Raw genomic sequence first — 17,502 nt, forward strand, 5'->3', positions numbered from 1 at the left:
CTCTATAGTATGTTTTGTCCAACTGCTTTTTCGACATTTTCTTGAATCATTCGCTTGCCGATTCCTCGGGAACCATCATAATCAGGAATCAAGATGACTGCAGGTGTCATTTTTTGTTGGACTTTTGCTAATTCATCGGGAATCAGCTCGGCACATTTTTCAGTCAGGTAGATGATCGTACTGTTCTTTATTAATTTTGCCAGCGCCTGCTTCACTTCTTTTTCTTCCGAGGCATAGCAGACCTGAAAGCCAAATAGTTGAAAAGGAATGACGGATTCTTTCTCGCCGATTACGCCGATTTTATGAGTCATAGTGCCGCATCCTTTCTCTGAGTTGTTCTTCCGTAAAGCCACTGCGTTTGCCTACTAGCAAGATACGCAGATTTTGCAGTTCCAAAACCTTAGCATTCAAAAATGCGAGTAAAGGCAGTGGTCCTAAAGCATCTGTTTGGGCTTGGCCATAGCTTTCTGTGATCAAATTGTCTTGCAAAAGTGCCAAGCCAGCAAAGTCGATCACCTGTTCATGAATCAAAGGCCGCAACACTTCCTGATAATCACTTTCTAATAAGAAGGCTAAAAAGTCACTATAGGACGCATCCGCAAATGCTAAAAATTCTTCTTTCGGGATACTGCCGACACTCACTAAGACTGCCTCCATAAAACTACGCGATCGCTTTTGAAGTACACAACGAGCGGCAATCGTTATATTGGTCAGATCGATCATCTTGATGACAGCTTCTTGTAGCTCAGGGATCTTGATTTCATCTGCCAGTCGCCGTTGTTCATGTAAATACCGGCGATCGTAAATGATATCGATGCCTTGTAGCACGGCGCCGCCTTCTAAGTACTCCCGCACTTCTTGGATCGTAGTCACGATTTTCTCAGGCAATACCTCTGAGGTTCCCGTTTTGATGGCGGTCCGACACTCATCGATCGTGTAAAAACCATCTTCGATCAGTAGATGATCATAATCTTTTCCAGTGACTGACTCTTTGGTCAAGACTTTTAGATTATGGAAAGTAAAAGGCATCATATACAGTCGGAGGATCTCTTGATCAGGAACCAGCTCGGCCAATTCTTTGATCGTCTTTAACAATTCTTCATCGAGATAGGTTTCGAATCGTTCATGAAAATCTGGCTTCAAATAGCGTTGATAATGGGTCTGCTGCAAGACAGCTTCGACTTCAGCAAACCCTTCTGCCGCAATCATTTGTTCGACTTCTTGCGGCTTTAGCAACGTCATCTCTTTCAGCCGAATGATTGGATTCAATTGATGATAGTTCCTCATGGATCAACCTCCTTGTTGTATGATCTGCAACCACCGTTCCCGGGTTTCTTTCTTGTATTCATCAAGCAAAACCTGATAGGTAAAATTGTATTGAATGCCGTTGTCATCCACCAAAAAGCCTGCTTCTGTCAATGGTGGGCCTGCTTTGATTTGATACGGTAGTTTTGATTGACAAGACGTAAGCCAAGCGGCATCTAGATGGGCTGCTTGCTCAGGACCAGCGTGGAAGGTCACCGTCCCGCTGATCGGCAGCTGTTGCAGCACATTTTCAGCAAATGACTGCAGCTCTTCTGGCGTCCAGGCAATCATTTGTTGATACGCTTGCTCAAAAAGTTGTGTCAGGTATTCGTTTTGTTTCACCATTTGCTGCTGCTTAGCGGCACTTGCTTGGCGATTCAGCGCTTGCTGATAATTTTTTTCGGCTTGCTTTTTTGCTTGCTGGGCACGAAGCTGCAAGTCCGACTCTTTTTTCGCCCAGTCACGTGCCATCGTTTCACTGATCCTAGCACGTTCAGCGGCAGCCAAACGTTCCCGTTTTGTCTGCGCTTCTTGGTCTAGTTCAGCAATCATTTTGTCGATTGCATCCATACCTTCGCCCCCTTTAAATCGTTCCTAAAAGTAAGAAAGAAATAACAAAGCCTAAGATGGCATACATCTCAACCATTACTGAGAACATGACCCCTTTAAAGAAATGCTCTGGTTTCTTCGCTAAAATTTGAATCCCAGCTGCAGCGACCTTCCCTTGGGCCATTCCTGAGAATAAGCCAGTAAAGGCAACTGGCAGTGAGGCCATCAAGTACGCCATACCAGTCACTGTCGACATTTCACCACTTAAGCTACCATAGATCATAAATGCAATAACGAATCCGTATAGCCCTTGTGTTCCGGGAAGTAATTGTAAAATCAAGGCTTGTCCAAACTTCTCCGGCTGATTCGTCGTTAAGGCTGCCGCTGCTTCACCAGTTTGGCCCACCCCTTTGGCTGAACCGATCCCAGAAAAGATCGTAGCGATCCCCATTCCGATAATTGCAAACACCATACCACCATTATTATTAATTAAGTAATCAATCATTTATTGTCTCCTCCATTTTCTTTATCAAAATCAACGTATTTCTCACTTGGCTTAAAGGTTTCAAATTGGCGCCCCCCACCAGTGAAAAATTTTCCGAAAAACTCTACATATTGTAAACGTGCGGCATGCACATATGCACTCAGTAACGATAAAAAGATGTTTAAAGCTTGTAGGACAACCAATAAGAGAATGCCTACAGAAAAACGAGCGGTTGGCGGCAAGTAGCCCACCAATAAGTTGAAAGCTGCTGCGATACTCCCACCGGAGATCCCTAATGCCATCAAGCGGCTGTAGCTGACAAAGTCGCCGATGTAACTGGTCACACCGTACAAGTCATACAACCCTAAAAAGAAGCCGCCCACTTTGGTTTTCCCTTTCAGAATCGGTACCACGATGATCAATAAGGCACTAAAGCCTGCTAAAATCAAGCCGACGGTTGTTAGTGCTGGGACATCGATCAAAAGATTGCCTGCGGCTGCCACTAAAAGACCACTCAAAAGTCCTAGCCACGCAAAGCCTTCGTTGACTGCACCTAAAAGATCCTTTTTGCGGATATTTTCTTTGGCTGCTAAATAAAGGCCTGTAAACAGTTGGATGCCACCAAAAATCATGGATAGACCAAAGATCGCCATAAAATCTTCGGAGGGCGATAAAAGTTGGAAGGGCAATGTAGCACCAAAGAAGGAGCCGTAGATTGCGCCCCAAATCATAGTTGGCACAGACAAAATCTGGAACAATTTCAGAAACCGTTTGGTCCCTTTGGGCAAACGCAAGGCGTGTAGCCCAATCGTGGTCGCGACAGCCATTAATGCACCATAACCTAAGTCAGCCACCATCATACCAAAGAAAACATAGTAAAAAGGCGTCATCCATGGGGTTGGATCGATCTCATCGTATTTTGGCAAGCTGTACATTTCCGTCAACATTTCAAAGGGTTGAATAAACGAGGCGTTTTTTAGCTTCGTTGGCACTTGATTGGCAGCGATCTCCTCTGCAGTGGGTTCTTCAAATGAATAGTAAATCTCGTTGGCAAAGGATTCTTGGACCATTTCCGCCACTAACGGCTGATCCTTTTCTTCGATCCAGCCGCGCAAGAGGGCAAAGGTCTGACCAGCTGCTAAGCGCTGTTGCATCATTGCCCGATTCTCACGAGTCAAAAACAGTTCTTCCGCTTGCTGCAGCAGGATCAGCCGTTGTTTGTGCTGACTGATTTCTGTAATCAGTTCTTTGCGCTGTTGCGTCAAGGAAATCAAGGCTTGTTTCGCATTTTGCAAAACCACTTTTGGTGATTCGGATGTCAGTCCAGTTTCTTTCTTCACCCCATATCGGTGAAACAATTGGAACACTCGCTCTTCGATCGCTGTTAAAAACAGGCAGCTGAAATTGACTTTTTTTGGCTCAGAATAGATCACTTCGATATGAACCTCTTCCAATTGACGCAAGGCTTCAGCTAGATCTTCCCAGCGTGGACCTTCGACACGCCCAGCAAAAAAACTTGTATGTGCAGGCGCTTCGATCTCCAAGGGTACGTCAAGATTTTGCCATTGTGTCGCCCATTCTTCCGACTGCGTCGCTGCTTCGATCGCTTCGATCGTCTCTACCCAGCGCTCTTGCAACTTCTCGACTTCAACCAGCTCCGTCAATGCTGCTGCTTCATCGAAGCTTGTTTCAAAGTCCGACAGCCGCAAGGCATCTCGTTGCCATTCTATGCCTTTTTTCGCATCACCATTTTGGCGAATAAAGCGGATTGCTTCTTGCAGTCGACGAATCATTGGTTGGTGAGAAGCACCTTCTGGGGTGGCTCCTGCAAAAAATTCCCGTAGCCAAGTTTCGTTCGCTTCCTGCTCAAATACGTTCTCGATTTCAACAAACTGCATCGTTTGTAGCTTCGTCAATACCCTTTCTTGGTAGTGCTTCGGGGTGATCAACGTTAGTTTATTTAGTTTGGTTACTGCCATAAGTCCCGATCACTCCTTCAACGATCTGTTGAACCGCTTGCTCTTGGAAGCTTTGCATATTTTTTTGGTAACGATCTAACACTTGCTGGGTCTCTTTTGCCAGCTGCTGCTTTTGTGCTTCTAGTGACTGTTCCAACTGGTCTTCGACTGTTGCTTGTTCTTGAGCAAGAGCTTCTTCCAAAGCGGAAGCCCGCTCTTGCAATGCTTGTTGCTTCTGCGCTTCTTCCGACTGCAGTTCTTTTTTCAAAGCGAGCAATTGCTGTTCATTGGCTTCTTCTGCTTCTCGTAAACGAGTCAAAGCTTCTCTCATCGATTTCCCTCCCATAGTGATTTATATTCTCAACTGAAAAATAAACAAAAAAAGCATACCTCACGAAGAAGTATGCTGATAACAAAAAAAGGCCAGCATTCCTTCAAGAACGTTTGCCTCACCCCTTGGCAAACCTGATCCTTGAAGCATAAAAAATGCTCAACCTTTGTCTATTTTATTTTTCAATTCCTGAACTATTATAGCAAAAAAAAATGTTCCCTTCAAGTAGAATCGTTTTTTATGAGAAAAAGACGATTTCTACTATTGTATGTTCGCTCGTAATTCCACTGCTATTGGCTGTCCGAATAACCATTACTATTCGTTCAGTCTCTTGGGGACTTTTCACCTAACATTTGTCAGTGATCGGATTGTTCTTACTAAATTGAAATCGGTCAAAATCAATTTAAGCCTTAGAATGGTCTGAATGAAGAACGTTGAGATTTTTTGAAAATGCTAGACATCATTTGATTGGTACCAAAAAGGAGATAACAATTCCAACAACCCGTTCGATCCCTGACAAATCTTAAGTGAGAAGTTCGCTTATTTCGCTTCTCTTTTTATCGATGGCAGCGGTTGGCCCTTTTCTTCACAAATGAAATAACCGCCTCGGTAAAGGCATGTATAAATCTTACCGGGCTCCATTGTTAGGGGAAGCCCACTTTTTAAATACATCGGTTTTCTTTCCATTGAGCTCACCTTGTCTTTCGTGGGATAATAAGTCAAAATAAAAAACAACAGCTATTTCTAATCTTATCTTCAAGATTACCAAAAAATAAACTAATTTTCTAGTTTTTAATCAAAATATCGCAACTATATTGAATATTTTATAAAAAAATGGATATTTATCCGAGAGCGTGTGTAAAGAATGAACAGGAGGAAAAAAGGATGTCAGATGAACGTTGGTTTCAAATAAGAAGAAAGCGAAACATCGAATTAGGAATTTGTTTGCTCGTCGTCCTGCCGATGGTCTATGGCTTGTGGTTTCAACTGGCTTTTTTGATCCATTACATGTCGTTTTTGTTTCTGGTTGCTGTCTTTACTGCAATCTACGAAGGAATTCGTTGTATCTGGGCTTTCATTAGAAAAAAACGATCTTGAGAAAGCTTTGCTCTGCTATAATAAATGAAACGAGCAGAGAGGAGTGCTTCTATGAAACGAATCATTATGGCTTGTGACTTACAACATACCCCCAAAGCTTTACAAGAATCCGCCCTTTCTTTTGACCCCTTTATCCCGGATTCTCGAAGTGTCGCAGAACTTTTTTATTCGGCCTATCATGAAACGACGGATGACGAAGGGGAATCGATTGCTGACTGGCAAAGAGAGCTGAGAGAGACTGCTGACGGAAAATACGGTCCCTTGAGTCCAGAGCTTTCTTTTCGGTTGCAAATGGATAATTATCCTATCGGTGCCGTAGTAACCAGCACGTTTCAAGAGCTTCCCCTGCTATTATTTGTTGTTATGAGCGCAGCCTTTAAAGGCAAAGGCTTATCCAAGCTAATGATGAATGAAGTGATCCAACGAGCAAAAGCCATGGGACTCACTCACCTTTATCTGGTAGTGACGGTTGAAAATCAGCCAGCCTACAAGCTGTATGAAGCATGCGGTTTTTCCTTTGCAGGTGAAAGCTGGGCTGATCTTTCCCCTTAGCTAGGCTCGCAAGTTATCCGTGTCATTTTCTACTATTTGAAAAGGAGCTTCGAACCAATGAATGAACGACTAGCTGCTGCGATCCAACTGCGGGCTGAAAAAAAGCTGCAACAATCAAATGAACAATTGATTCAATTAGCTGCCGAAAATTCCCAAGATGCCTTTGTCCACTACCAAACGGCTTGGAGCTATGATCTTTTAGGGGAAGAACAACAGGCAATTCCTTATTATGAACAAGCAATCGCGTTAGGTTTATCAGAAAACGACTTGCCAGATGCCTACCTAGGTCTAGGCAGCACCTATCGTGCCCTCGGCAAGTATCAAAAAGCCGAAGAAGTGTTTGTACACGCGATACAGCTGTTTCCAAAAAATCATGCTTTGCAAACCTTCTATGCCATGACACTGTTTAATCTAGCCGAGTATGAGCAAGCCGCTGAACGATTATTGACTCTGCTTGCCGAAACCTCTAGCGATCCAGACATCCAGTCTTACCGACAGGCACTTTTGTTTTATGCGGATAAACTCAATGAGACATGGGGTTAGATGTTTCCGTCGGATCAATCAACCACTCCCTTCTCGATTAAAGAAAGGGAGTATTTCTTTTTTCCTGTCCCTTAATTACTCCTTCGCTATCAGCGCTTTGCTGAATCAATAGCCATCGACTTTCCTATGATCCTTTTTCCTTCAATCAATACCAATCATCCATTATCGAAAATTTCGATAACAAAACCAATTGACGAGTACTGTCAAATTTGCTAATTTATCTATGCTTTTTTTATCAATATTTTGGAGGAATGACTATGCCCTTTATTGTCTATTTTTTTCTATCCTTATTGATTATTTATATTCCGACACCCACACTTTTGCTATTTTTTCAAAAACTTGCCTCCCAGCATGACAATCTGACGGCTTTTAGCAAACTTTTTCTATTATTGATGATCTTGCTGGATTATTACTTAAGCTATTATTGGTTGAAAAACTGCAAGGTCAAAAAAGCGCACTACCTTTATTTAGTTTTTGTCAATGTCTTCGAATGGCTGATCCACTTCTATCTTTATTCACGATTTGAAACGATCAATCTACTAGTCATTTTGTTGTTCCAAACCGTGCTACTATGCTGTATGATCTTTTTTCCTGTCTCAGAGAAATTTCGCTCATTCCTTTTTACCTAAAAAAGAGCATCCTTGGTTTCCACATAAAAAAATCCAGCTTCTCAATCGTTTCTTTCTAAGAACGGATTTACACGATAGCCCACCTTTGTTACGATTGATAAAAAGGATGTGTTGTGATGTCATTGATCGTCTTGATTGGCGCGCAAGCGGTAGGAAAAATGACTGTGGGGAAAGAACTGGAAAAACGATTGGATGCAAAACTATTATTCAATCACCAGACCATTGATCTTTTTGCGAATTTTCTTGGCTATAGCCCAGCAGCATTTGCTTTGTCTAATCAAACGCGGATCGAACTCTTCAAAGCCTTTGTTCATAATGAAGCCAATAATACGACAAAATCAATCATCTTTACGGTCTTGATTGATTTCGATCAAGCGGGAGATTTAGCTTTTTTACAAGAGATCGCCCAGCTATTTACCGATGCCCGACAAGAGGTCTATTTTATCGAATTAGTGGCTGATATTGAGGAACGTTTAAAGCGCAATTGCCATGAGGACCGTTTAGCCGCAAAGCCGTCAAAAAGAGCGCTGGCTTTTTCTAGAAATGAGCTTTTGTCTTCGTTTGAAAACTATCGCTTAGAAAGCCTGCCACAGGAATTAACTACCCTTTTCCCAACGATTCCTTCGCTGAAAATCAACAATACCCACTTGTCACCTAATGAAGTGAGTCAAAAAATTATTGCCCATTTTTCCTTGACTTAAGTGCCAAAGAAACGCCATTATCAAGCTTTGCTTCAATACGAAAATGTCTATTGACTTTGACGCTGCGTCAAGCGGTATCCTCTAATCAAGAGGAGGTGTCAAAATGAAAGTTTATGTTATGACAATGTTTTACCAAATGAAGACAAAAGATATTGTGCAATCATCGAAATGGTTCACAGAAATCTTGGGTTTCCAGTCATTGTATCAGTTTCGCAATCAAGAAAATCAAGTGATGATGGACCACCTGCGTCTTGCTGACTACCAAGATTTGATGCTGATTGCAGCAGAAGCGTTCACTGTTGGCGATGGGGCAATTTTGAATGTAGCGATGAATGATCTTCAGAATATCGCTCAGAAAATTCCCGCAAAGTGGATCGTGGAACCTTTGATGGAAAAGCCTTGGAATGCCCTTGAAATGACCATCAAAGACCCCAACGGTTATTTGTTTACCCTAACAGAGGCAATAAGAAAAAACGAATCAGACTTTCAAACCTTGATGGACCAAGCCAAGGATTATTTTCAATAAAAGGAACCGAGTAAGAAGAATTGCTTTCTTACTCGGTTCTTTTTCTCTTTGTATTACCAGCTATCTAATACATATATTCTTATAACACAAAAGAGAATTATTGCTCATATAAAACAAATAAAAAGAACATAGTTTATTTATTTTGAATACTTTCATTGTTTTTAATTCTGTTCAAATATATAATGGTTTTATCTTAATAAAAGGAGTGACGCAATGAACGTAAAAATAATTTCAAGTGGTTTTTCTGAAAAATCCTTTGAGAATAAAGTCAACCAGTATTTAGACTTTATTCAGGATAATGGTTTAAAAATTGTTGAGATTCAGTATCGCCCAAGTTTTTACGGCTATTCTGCCATGATCATCTACAACTGATCCTATACAATTCCTAAATCAGTGTAACGAATGATACACATCCCCCAAACGAAATTTTATCAACATCATATTTATTCACACCGACTTAAGAACATGTTACACTAAGTGAAAAGGGGGATTTCCTATGGAAAAGAAATCGCAGCTTCCGTGGTACAAGCGTAAAAAATTCTACCTTCCAGTTGCCGTCGTCCTCGGCGTGATTGGGTTTCTTCCCAGTCTCGTTTCTCTTTTCGGGGTATCGATCGATGATGAATTCAATCCTGATTACTATTCTGATCCGAATGAACCAATGTTTAAGAAAAAGCAAAACTGACTGTTGCGATGCCGTATGCAGTTTTTTTGACCAACAAAAAAAGAGCAATCACTCGCTGTTGTGTTTGCTCCTTTTTTAAAAGGGATTCGGCAAACCTACGCACCTTGACAGGGTAAGCTGTTTGGGGAGAGGGCGTTTGAATGCGCGAATGAACAGTAACTTATTACGTGAAACCACTTATACTTTTTTCCTGTTAAAAAATCAATTGCTAACCAATCACAAAGGATCGATTATTTGAAGAAAGAAAAAACGTTAGCCATTAGTTCTACAACTTCCCAGGGAAAACTAAAAAAATCAAACATCCATTTCTCCTCCTTTAATTGACTTTCTTCAAGTTTACCCGCAAAATAAAGCTGTAACATATTTGGACTATTTTTCCGTCCACTTTTTTTAGGAGGGATTTTTTGAAGGCCAATGACTTGTTAAAAGAGTTACGAACGGAACGAAATATCTCACAGCGAAAATTGGTTGAGAACATTTCAGAACGCAGTACACTGGCAACCTTTGAACAAAAAGGGCATCGCATCGCCTTTGATATTTTGCACCAATATTTGGACCGCTTAAATGTCACCTTAGAGGAATTTGAGTATCGCTTGGATGACAATCAAGTCAGCGAGAAAAAACAGCTATCCAAACAGTTGACCACCGCTTACTATGAAAGCAATTATTCTGAAGTACTCTCTTTGATCAACAAAGCCCAAGCACTGTATAAAACCACGAAGGATTTTTTCTATTATGTATTGTATAGTCAATTCTATTTGATTTTAGAGAAAAAAGGCGTAGTTACCGACGAGGAAGAACGTTGCATCATCGAAACGACCATCAAGAAATACTTGGAACGAATCGACACGTGGGGAAAGTTTGAAATCTCCTTATTTACCAATCTGCTTTTCCTTTTTTCTGACGAGTACATCTTGTATCAAATGAAACACCTGAATAAAAAAATTTTTTACAGCAATACGCTAAGTATCAATTATCAAATCTACACAAAATTGCTGACGAATGCGGCTTTCTTGTTTATCGATCGCAAAAAACCTGCCGAGTTGGCGCATGTGCTGACGTATCTAGCCGATCACCTGCCGCCGGACAATGATCGTATCCGCCTGATGATTCGTTATTTCGAAGGCATTTACGCCTTGTTCCAAGGAGATCGTACGCTGGGAATGGCCACGATTGAAAAAGCCTTGGACTATCTGCGATTTATTGGACAAGAAGCCTTTGCCAAAGAATTAGAGGTACTGGCTCATAGTATCTAAAAAAAACCTGCTGCTTCCTCTCAGTAAGAGAACGACTCCCTTACACGGAGGAAACAGCAGGTTTATTTTTTCTTAAAGTAAATGCAATGCTTCTTTCCAGAGCAAAACTCGTTTGACGGAAGCATTCAAATCAGCTTCCAAATAGCGGCCATCTTCAACCGCTTGTACGACAAAGGGGATCTGTTCTTGGTAGGTAGATGAGATCACTAGATCATTTCCCGCCTGCAACGCCTGTAATGCGGCTTCATTTTGCGGAATGAACTCAGAAAGTCCTACCATATCCAAGTCATCCGTCATGATGACCCCTTCAAAATGCAATTCATTTCGGAGCAACTCATGCACGGGTTTTGAAATAGAGGCGGGTACAGTGTTATCGATACTATTGACAATCGTATGGGCCACCAAAATACTATCGGCACCAGCCTTGATCCCTGCGGCAAAAGGCAGAAAATCCGTTTCCCGCAGTGCAGATAGCGGGCGGTCATCGGTGACGACGGCGACATGCGAGTCACGATTGTTGCCATAGCCGGGAAAATGCTTCAAGGTTGACCCCACGTGGTGTTTCTGCAAAACATGAACCACACGTTCTACAAACGCACTCGTGCCCTGCGCATCCATGCCAATGGTTCGGTCGTAGATAAAGGACTGCGGATCAGTGGAAACATCGGCAACGGGAAACAGCCCGGCATTGATGCCATACGCTTTTAAAATTTCCGCTTTCTTTGCTGTATCTTCTTCGATCGCCGACCATCCACCTTGGGCATATAGCTGTTGTGGTGAGAGAAAACGCTGATCCGTAAGGTTCGGATTGCGGCTGATGCGAGTCACCGTGCCCCCTTCTTCATCCATACCGATCAACAGCGGAATGGCGCTGGCTGCTTGGTAATCTGAAATTTTCTGTTTCAAGCTCTCCGCCGTCTCATTTTCGGTATCACGGCCGAATAACAGATAGCCGCCAAAGTGATAGTTTTGAAGTTCTTCGATTTGATTGCTTTCAGGTACACGGACAAAAAACAATTGCCCGACCTTCTCCTCTAAACTCATCGTGGCGATTTTTTCTGCTATCGCCTCTTCTGGCTGTTCTTGCGCGGAAGTTGAAACAGAAGGTGACGTGGAAACTGAGGTGGTTTCTTGGCTTGCACTGCTTTCTTCCTTTGTTTCGTCTCTCGAGCTGCTTTGCTGGATCACGGATGACTCCTCCGTTTGCTGTTTTTGCTGTTCTATCACCCACTTCATCCCTCCCATTGCTGCTAAGACCAAGAAAAGAAACAGTCCCATAGCGAGTCCTTTTTTATTCATAGGTTCACCTTCCCCTCTAAACAAGTTATTGAGAATGACTAAGCCCATCCTTAGAAAGAAAAAAGTGAACCACTGTCGAAATATTCGCAGATGATTCACTTCAATGGATGTTATCGTTCTTTTTTACTCGTTAAACGAACCGTCGGATCAGCCGTTTGTATGGTACCGCACGCCCTACGATGTAAATCAACGCAGTTTGTATCGGGAACATGATGACTGCTTTTAGCAAGCGGACCGACCAGATGGCCCAGCTTGTCAAAGGAATATTCAGCATCATGGCTAACCAGATCGGAGTTAAGATCAAGGTTATCAAAATAGTATTTAACAAGACGACCGTTGCCGCTCGTTTTAATGTGACTTCTTTCCGATAGAAGAAGTAGCCATAAATCAGTCCACCAACAAAGGCATTGATGGTAAAGCCGAAAAAGTAGGCTGATTTTGGAAAAATCACCATTCCTGCGATATCAGCTAATGACGATCCAACTGCGGTCCAAAACGGACCAAACAGCATACCCATGATCAGCTGTGGTACAAAGGAAAATGTGATTTTGATATAGGAGGTTTCAAACCCCAAGATTTGCGACAAGACCACCATTAAGGCAATCAAAAGTCCCATGACCGCAATCATGTGTGCATCGACTTTTCTTTTCATAGCGAGCATCTCCTTTTAGAGTTGCTACAAATTCATGCAGCGAATGCGAAAATAAAACCGCGAACGAATGATCGTTCTTCGTCCGAAAGGCAACATCCCATCCTTTCAGCACTTAACGCTTTATTTCCTACTCTGATTTTTATTAGGTATTGCTACCCAGACACACTATAGCATATAAGCGCGGACTGCCACAATTTTTCTTGCTTATTTTCTTGTACAAACTCTGCCAATGTTCGCTTTTCTTTTTTGCGCATCAAAAAAACGCTTTTCTTATGTGAATTTTTCTGCCACCAGTAAGTGAGCAACAAATATTCTCAAAAAAAGCGTTCATTCCTGTTTCTTGTTTCATTTCGTGCCTTACTACCCAATCAGATTGTCATTGATCAATACCGATTTGATGTCGCGTAACTGATGATCGATAGCAAGTTGTTCATGGGTCATCGTTGCGGTGACCTCTTTCATAGCGTGCATTTCTTCATTTAATTCGTTGATGTTCGTCACTAATTTGTTCAATGCTTCAATAATCAATTGATTGTTATCCATGGTGAAACACTCCTTTTTGTGATGGTTGAGGTCATTCTTCTTCGTTGATTGGCTGCTTCAAAGTACCAACGGCGGCAACTGCGCGTTTCGTTTTATAAAACAATTTGTATAAAACAAGAACGACGACTGGGATCAGTCCGCATAAGATGTAGATCTGCGAGTAATCAAACAGACCGTGCAAGCTTCCTAATGCATAGGGACCTACGCCTAAGCCGAGGTCCAGCCCGATGAAATAGGTGGAGAGTGCTACGCCGACACGGTGAGGATCGACCTCTTTTAGACAAACGGCTTGGCCATTCGACATGAAGGTGCCATAGCCCAAGCCGACAAAGCAACCCGCAAGCAACAACATCCAGCTGTTGCCGGTAATACTCAATAGGAAAAGACCAAGGGTCAAGAAAAGAAAGCTAGGATACATGACCGCATCTGCGCCATGGCGGTCAAATAGTTTGCCAGTCATTGGTCGTGTGAAGGTCACGGAAAGTGCATAGACGATGAAGAAAAAAGCACCGGCCGTTTCTAACCCAAGGTCACTGGCGTAGATTGACAAGAAGCCGAGAACACTGGAATAAGCCAACCCGATCAAAAAGGCAATCCCGGAAATGAAAAAGACTTTTGGTTCGACAAAACTTTTGATGGACCATTTTTTTAGTTGTGCTCTGTGTTCTTCTGTTAATGGGATGTTTTTGACTGGGAACCAGAAACACGCGATGGCTGTTGCGATTGATAAGATGGTTGCTAACCAAATAATGAAATCAAAGCCGACGGTCGGTAATAATAGCATGCCAATAAAAGGCCCGACTGCCGCTGCTAAACTGGTACTTAATCCATAGTAATTGATCCCTTCGCCATGTTTGGAAGCTGGGATATATGCTGTGACGATCGCATTAGCCGCAGTTGAGACAGCACCATAAGCAAAGCCATTGAAAAAGCGCACGGTATCTAAAATGTAGATGTTGACCGAGATTAAATAGGCAGCGGTGGTAATAACATAAAACAAAATCCCCCAGCGCAAAACGGCTTTGCGACCGACTAATTCTAAAATTTTTCCGACATACAAGCGAGCGATCAAGGTCCCGATGATGTAGATCCCCGCTGCCAAGCCAGCTTGTGCGGTGGATGCCCCTAACTCCTGAGTGGCAAATTTCGCAGTGATGACGACAAAACAATAATACACGAGAAAGACGATAAAATTGATCAAGGTAATCGTGATAAACCCTTTGTTCCATAGTTTTTCATTTTTGGTTGACGGCGTCGAGCTGACGATTCCTTCTTGATTGGTTTCCCTGTCTGACATGTTTCTTCCATTCCTCCTGTTTGTGCTGTGATGCGTTTTACTATACCGAAACTTCCTCTACTTGAAATGCGCTTTTGCTGTTAAAAAAGAGCATTAACAAGAAACATTAACATTTGTTATTGCTTTTTCACTAGAAATGTCTTTTAATGAAGCTTGAATAGAGGATATTTCATCTTTTTTTCAGAAAATGTTGGGTTGGCATCAAGTGAAGGAGTAACGCGGGTGGAAAAACAGATATTACGTGATTATTTAGAAAAACAAGCAATACCGGTCGTTATCCGCAAGAAAAAGAGTTACTTGACGTATGAAGGCATCCCGGATCGGTACGTCTATATTTTAAAAAAAGGCATCATCAAAACTAGCGTAGTGACCCATGAAGGGCGCGAATTCAACTTGCGCTATTTGACGGATTTCGAGATCGTCTCTTTGTTTAAAGACGAATCCTCTCAAGAAGTCGAAGCCCCTTTTAATGTGCGGGTTGAATCAGAAGAAGCCGAATTATACAAAATCGTGCGGGATCAATTTTGGGCAGATGTCAATCGTGACCGTCTGCTACAGGATTATGTCAAAGAGTATTATCGGAGAAACTTGATGGATACGATGAAAAAGATGCAGCAAATGCTGATGAACGGCAAATTCGGTGCTGTCTGTACCCAAATCAATGAGCTCTATGAAACTTTTGGGGTTCAAACAACAGAGGGCGTCTTGATCGACTTTGAAGTCACCAATGAAGAGATCGCTCGCTTTTGCGGCATTACCTCTGCCAGCAGTGTCAATCGAATGATGCAAAAATTACGAGAATCTAGTGCCCTAAAAAGTGTCGATCGCAAACTATTAGTGACAGATATCGACTTTATTCGGGAGAATATTATTTATTGATCAAAAAAGACTTTGTACGCCTTTTGGTTTCAGGCACACAAAGTCTTTTTTCGATTAAATAAACGTCACCGTTTCCGTCACTTCGATCGTTGGATCTAACGATTGGATCACGGGGCAATTTGGTGAAACGAGTTTTAGGCAACGGGTCGCTTTGTCATGATCAGCTTCGGCGATTTTCGCATAAAACTGAATTTGGATAGCACTGACTGGTTGGGCTTTTTTATTGTCGTCTCGGTCATAGCTGACTTCGATCTTTTCGATTTCTGCTTCAACCTTTGAATTCTCTAAGACGGATGCGTATACATAGCCGCCGCAAGCAGCTACCGCACTCACAAGCATTTGGACTGGCGAATAGCCTTTTTCCCGTGCTAACACCCAATTGCCAGTTGGGGTCGTCATTTCAAATTTGTCGCTTCCTTGATGGATCGTCAATGTTTCTACTGTCATCGTTTTTCTCTCCTCACAAAATGATCTGGTTCAACTTCGACCCATTCATACAATGGTGTCAAAGTAATCGTGCTTTGAATTTCCGTTTGTTCCATCGCACCTCTTGCTAACACAGGATCAGCGATCGGAGCTGCTGCTAATAATTTCTTCGTGTAAGGATGCAGCGGATTTTCAAACAAACGATCGGTAGGTGCCAATTCAACTAATTTCCCTTGATACATGACGGCTGTTCGATCACTGATATGACGAATCACGGACAAGTCATGGGAAATGAATAAATAAGACAATGAAAACTCTTTTTGTAGACGCAGTAGCAATTGGATGATCTGAGCCTGAATGGAGACATCTAATGCCGAAGTCGGTTCGTCACACAAGACGAACGCCGGGCGATTGACCACCGCACGAGCGATACCGATCCGTTGCCGTTGTCCGCCGCTGAAACTGCGAGGCAGTTTATGAACATCATCACCGGTGATCCCGACGATCGCTAAGATTTCTTTGGCTTTCGCTCGAGCAGCATCTTTCGTTTCATGATACAACGGCTCCATCACCAGTTCAAGTGCTGTCATACGGGGATTCAATGATGAATACGGATCTTGGAAAATGATCTGCATTTGCTGATACGCTGCTTTGCGATCTTCTGCCGTCAATGCTGTTATCTCTTTGCCTTCAAAGAAAATCTCCCCGCTTGTTAAGGTCTCTAAATTTAAAATACTGCGTCCTAAAGTGGTTTTCCCACTCCCAGATTCCCCCACTAGCCCCAATGTCTCGCCCCGATGGATCGTAAGGCTGACATCTTCGACCGCTCGGACTTCACTGACAGTGCCGCGCCAGTTTTTACTGCGAAAGATTTTCGTCGCATGTTCTACGCGAATCAGTTCTTCCATTATTCTGTCACCTCCTGATTGCGCCAGACGCGATGTGTCTTAGATAGTTGCGTTTCTTGCAGTTCATCTGCCAATGTCTCATGATAGTCAAAGACTTTTAATTCGGCATGCTTGTCGCCTAAATGGGCCGCCTGCAATAATTGTTTCGTATAAGGATGTTCCGGCTGATAAAAAATTTCTTCCGTGGTTCCTTCTTCCACGACTCGGCCTTGATACATCACTTTAATAAAGTCGCACATTCCTGCAACGACCCCAAAGTCATGGGTCACAAGGACGACGGAAAGCTGGTTCTCTCTTTGCAGGTTTTTGATCAATGCCAAAATCTGTGCTTGGATCGTCACATCTAAAGCCGTTGTCGGTTCATCTGCGATCAGCAATTTCGGTTGCGCCAACAAAGCCATGGCAATCATCACCCGCTGACGCATCCCCCCAGATAGCTCATGAGGATATTGTTTCATGCGTTGTGCTGGAAAAGGTATGCCGACTTTTTCTAACTCTTTGACGGCGATTTCTTGTGCTGCTTTTTTCGATACTTTTTGTGAGCGGCGAATCACTTCGATCAAATGATAGCCAATTGTGCGCAAAGGATTTAACGAAGTCATCGGGTCTTGAAAAATCATGGCGATCGGTAATGTTCGACGATCGGTCACTGCTGCTCCTTCAAATGTATAACTGGTATAGTGATCGGTCACTTTATCAGGCAAAAGATCCATGACGCTTTTCATGGTCATACTTTTGCCGCTGCCAGATTCGCCAACGATCCCAACGACTTTGCCCTTAGGAATTACCAGATCAAGATTTTTTACTAACGGTTTCGGACCGGTTTTGCTTTGAAATGTCACATTCAACGCTTCGATCGCTAATAACTCTGTCTTCATCGG

23 protein-coding genes, 1 riboswitch and 1 other annotated feature are annotated in these 17,502 nt (G+C 42.6%); of the genes, 10 read left to right on the forward strand and 13 right to left on the reverse strand.

Features of this window, described 5'->3' with window-relative positions:
• Positions 1-2 precede the first annotated feature (2 nt).
• The 6 genes from A5882_RS16425 to A5882_RS16450 are packed head-to-tail and all read right to left on the reverse strand — an operon-like array spanning position 3 to position 4,627.
• Entirely contained in the window at positions 3-311 is a 309-nt protein-coding gene (locus A5882_RS16425; RefSeq protein WP_005234891.1) for a V-type ATP synthase subunit F, read from the reverse strand.
• Positions 301-1,287 carry a V-type ATPase subunit gene (locus tag A5882_RS16430; protein WP_074535045.1) on the reverse strand — a complete coding sequence of 329 codons (987 nt, stop codon included), beginning with the start codon at positions 1,285-1,287 and terminating at the stop codon, positions 301-303. The genes A5882_RS16425 and A5882_RS16430 overlap by 11 nt, the downstream gene beginning before the upstream one ends.
• Positions 1,288-1,290: 3 nt before the next feature.
• Positions 1,291-1,875: a hypothetical protein gene (locus A5882_RS16435; protein WP_086373154.1), complete on the reverse strand. Its 585-nt coding sequence runs from the start codon at positions 1,873-1,875 to the stop codon at positions 1,291-1,293.
• A 13-nt stretch (positions 1,876-1,888) separates the two neighbouring features.
• Positions 1,889-2,359, reverse strand: coding sequence for a V-type ATP synthase subunit K (locus A5882_RS16440; RefSeq protein ID WP_005225567.1), 471 nt, complete (start codon positions 2,357-2,359; stop codon positions 1,889-1,891).
• Positions 2,356-4,317: a V-type ATP synthase subunit I gene (locus A5882_RS16445; protein ID WP_086373155.1), complete on the reverse strand. Its 1,962-nt coding sequence runs from the start codon at positions 4,315-4,317 to the stop codon at positions 2,356-2,358. Before A5882_RS16445 ends, A5882_RS16440 begins: the two co-directional genes overlap by 4 nt.
• Positions 4,295-4,627 (reverse strand): V-type ATPase, subunit F family protein, encoded by a 333-nt coding sequence (locus tag A5882_RS16450; RefSeq protein WP_254908535.1) that lies wholly within the window; start codon positions 4,625-4,627, stop codon positions 4,295-4,297. Before A5882_RS16450 ends, A5882_RS16445 begins: the two co-directional genes overlap by 23 nt.
• Positions 4,628-4,738: 111 nt before the next feature.
• Positions 4,739-4,792, reverse strand: a sequence feature (sodium ion sensor (DUF1646 type); this cis-regulatory element may regulate processes involved in with the transportation of sodium ions).
• Positions 4,793-5,512: 720 nt separating this feature from the next.
• Between A5882_RS16450 and A5882_RS16455 the strand changes: the two genes are divergently transcribed.
• The 9 genes from A5882_RS16455 to A5882_RS16490 all read left to right on the forward strand — a co-directional run bounded on the left by A5882_RS16455 (position 5,513) and on the right by A5882_RS16490 (position 10,617).
• Positions 5,513-5,725, forward strand: coding sequence for a hypothetical protein (locus tag A5882_RS16455; RefSeq protein WP_008378885.1), 213 nt, complete (start codon positions 5,513-5,515; stop codon positions 5,723-5,725).
• Between the two features lie 24 nt (positions 5,726-5,749).
• Complete coding sequence (locus A5882_RS16460; RefSeq protein WP_016613544.1) at positions 5,750-6,277, forward strand: GNAT family N-acetyltransferase; 528 nt, start codon at positions 5,750-5,752, stop codon at positions 6,275-6,277.
• A 57-nt stretch (positions 6,278-6,334) separates the two neighbouring features.
• Entirely contained in the window at positions 6,335-6,820 is a 486-nt protein-coding gene (locus tag A5882_RS16465; RefSeq protein ID WP_086373157.1) for a tetratricopeptide repeat protein, read from the forward strand.
• A gap of 257 nt (positions 6,821-7,077) precedes the next feature.
• Positions 7,078-7,449, forward strand: a complete 372-nt coding sequence (locus A5882_RS16470) for a hypothetical protein (RefSeq protein ID WP_008378891.1) — start codon at positions 7,078-7,080, stop codon at positions 7,447-7,449.
• 116 nt (positions 7,450-7,565) lie between these two features.
• Positions 7,566-8,150 carry an AAA family ATPase gene (locus A5882_RS16475; RefSeq protein ID WP_016613547.1) on the forward strand — a complete coding sequence of 195 codons (585 nt, stop codon included), beginning with the start codon at positions 7,566-7,568 and terminating at the stop codon, positions 8,148-8,150.
• 103 nt (positions 8,151-8,253) lie between these two features.
• Positions 8,254-8,676: a VOC family protein gene (locus A5882_RS16480; protein ID WP_016613548.1), complete on the forward strand. Its 423-nt coding sequence runs from the start codon at positions 8,254-8,256 to the stop codon at positions 8,674-8,676.
• Between the two features lie 213 nt (positions 8,677-8,889).
• Positions 8,890-9,048, forward strand: coding sequence for a hypothetical protein (locus A5882_RS19890; RefSeq protein WP_167823014.1), 159 nt, complete (start codon positions 8,890-8,892; stop codon positions 9,046-9,048).
• Between the two features lie 124 nt (positions 9,049-9,172).
• A complete protein-coding gene (locus A5882_RS16485) occupies positions 9,173-9,361 on the forward strand; it encodes a hypothetical protein (protein ID WP_005234854.1) in 189 nt (62 codons plus the stop codon).
• A 404-nt stretch (positions 9,362-9,765) separates the two neighbouring features.
• Positions 9,766-10,617 carry an Rgg/GadR/MutR family transcriptional regulator gene (locus tag A5882_RS16490; protein WP_086373158.1) on the forward strand — a complete coding sequence of 284 codons (852 nt, stop codon included), beginning with the start codon at positions 9,766-9,768 and terminating at the stop codon, positions 10,615-10,617.
• A 72-nt stretch (positions 10,618-10,689) separates the two neighbouring features.
• Here A5882_RS16490 and A5882_RS16495 read toward each other — a convergent pair whose 3' ends face one another.
• The 4 genes from A5882_RS16495 to A5882_RS16510 all read right to left on the reverse strand — a co-directional run bounded on the left by A5882_RS16495 (position 10,690) and on the right by A5882_RS16510 (position 14,408).
• On the reverse strand, positions 10,690-11,916 hold the full coding sequence (locus A5882_RS16495) for a glycoside hydrolase family 3 protein (protein ID WP_086373159.1): 1,227 nt from the start codon (positions 11,914-11,916) through the stop codon (positions 10,690-10,692).
• Positions 11,917-12,046: 130 nt separating this feature from the next.
• Positions 12,047-12,577 (reverse strand): folate family ECF transporter S component, encoded by a 531-nt coding sequence (locus A5882_RS16500; RefSeq protein WP_005234846.1) that lies wholly within the window; start codon positions 12,575-12,577, stop codon positions 12,047-12,049.
• A 26-nt stretch (positions 12,578-12,603) separates the two neighbouring features.
• A riboswitch (THF riboswitch) is annotated at positions 12,604-12,705 on the reverse strand.
• 223 nt (positions 12,706-12,928) lie between these two features.
• On the reverse strand, positions 12,929-13,111 hold the full coding sequence (locus tag A5882_RS16505; RefSeq protein ID WP_005225550.1) for a hypothetical protein: 183 nt from the start codon (positions 13,109-13,111) through the stop codon (positions 12,929-12,931).
• A 31-nt stretch (positions 13,112-13,142) separates the two neighbouring features.
• Complete coding sequence (locus A5882_RS16510; protein ID WP_016613551.1) at positions 13,143-14,408, reverse strand: MFS transporter; 1,266 nt, start codon at positions 14,406-14,408, stop codon at positions 13,143-13,145.
• Positions 14,409-14,630: 222 nt separating this feature from the next.
• Here A5882_RS16510 and A5882_RS16515 point away from each other — a divergent pair, with 222 nt between their 5' ends.
• Positions 14,631-15,287, forward strand: a complete 657-nt coding sequence (locus A5882_RS16515; RefSeq protein WP_086373160.1) for a Crp/Fnr family transcriptional regulator — start codon at positions 14,631-14,633, stop codon at positions 15,285-15,287.
• Positions 15,288-15,341: 54 nt separating this feature from the next.
• Here the strand turns inward: A5882_RS16515 and A5882_RS16520 are convergent, their stop codons facing one another.
• Genes A5882_RS16520 through A5882_RS16530 form a run of 3 tightly spaced genes read right to left on the reverse strand, consistent with a single transcriptional unit; the run spans position 15,342 to position 17,499 of the window.
• Positions 15,342-15,734, reverse strand: a complete 393-nt coding sequence (locus tag A5882_RS16520) for an OsmC family protein (protein WP_016621556.1) — start codon at positions 15,732-15,734, stop codon at positions 15,342-15,344.
• Positions 15,731-16,621, reverse strand: coding sequence for an ATP-binding cassette domain-containing protein (locus A5882_RS16525; protein WP_008378908.1), 891 nt, complete (start codon positions 16,619-16,621; stop codon positions 15,731-15,733). The genes A5882_RS16520 and A5882_RS16525 overlap by 4 nt, the downstream gene beginning before the upstream one ends.
• Entirely contained in the window at positions 16,621-17,499 is an 879-nt protein-coding gene (locus tag A5882_RS16530) for an ABC transporter ATP-binding protein (RefSeq protein WP_005234835.1), read from the reverse strand. Before A5882_RS16530 ends, A5882_RS16525 begins: the two co-directional genes overlap by 1 nt.
• Positions 17,500-17,502: the final 3 nt, after the last annotated feature.

Origin of the sequence: Enterococcus sp. 4E1_DIV0656 (assembly GCF_002140695.1) — a bacterium.
GTDB lineage: Bacteria > Bacillota > Bacilli > Lactobacillales > Enterococcaceae > Enterococcus_D > Enterococcus_D entomosocium.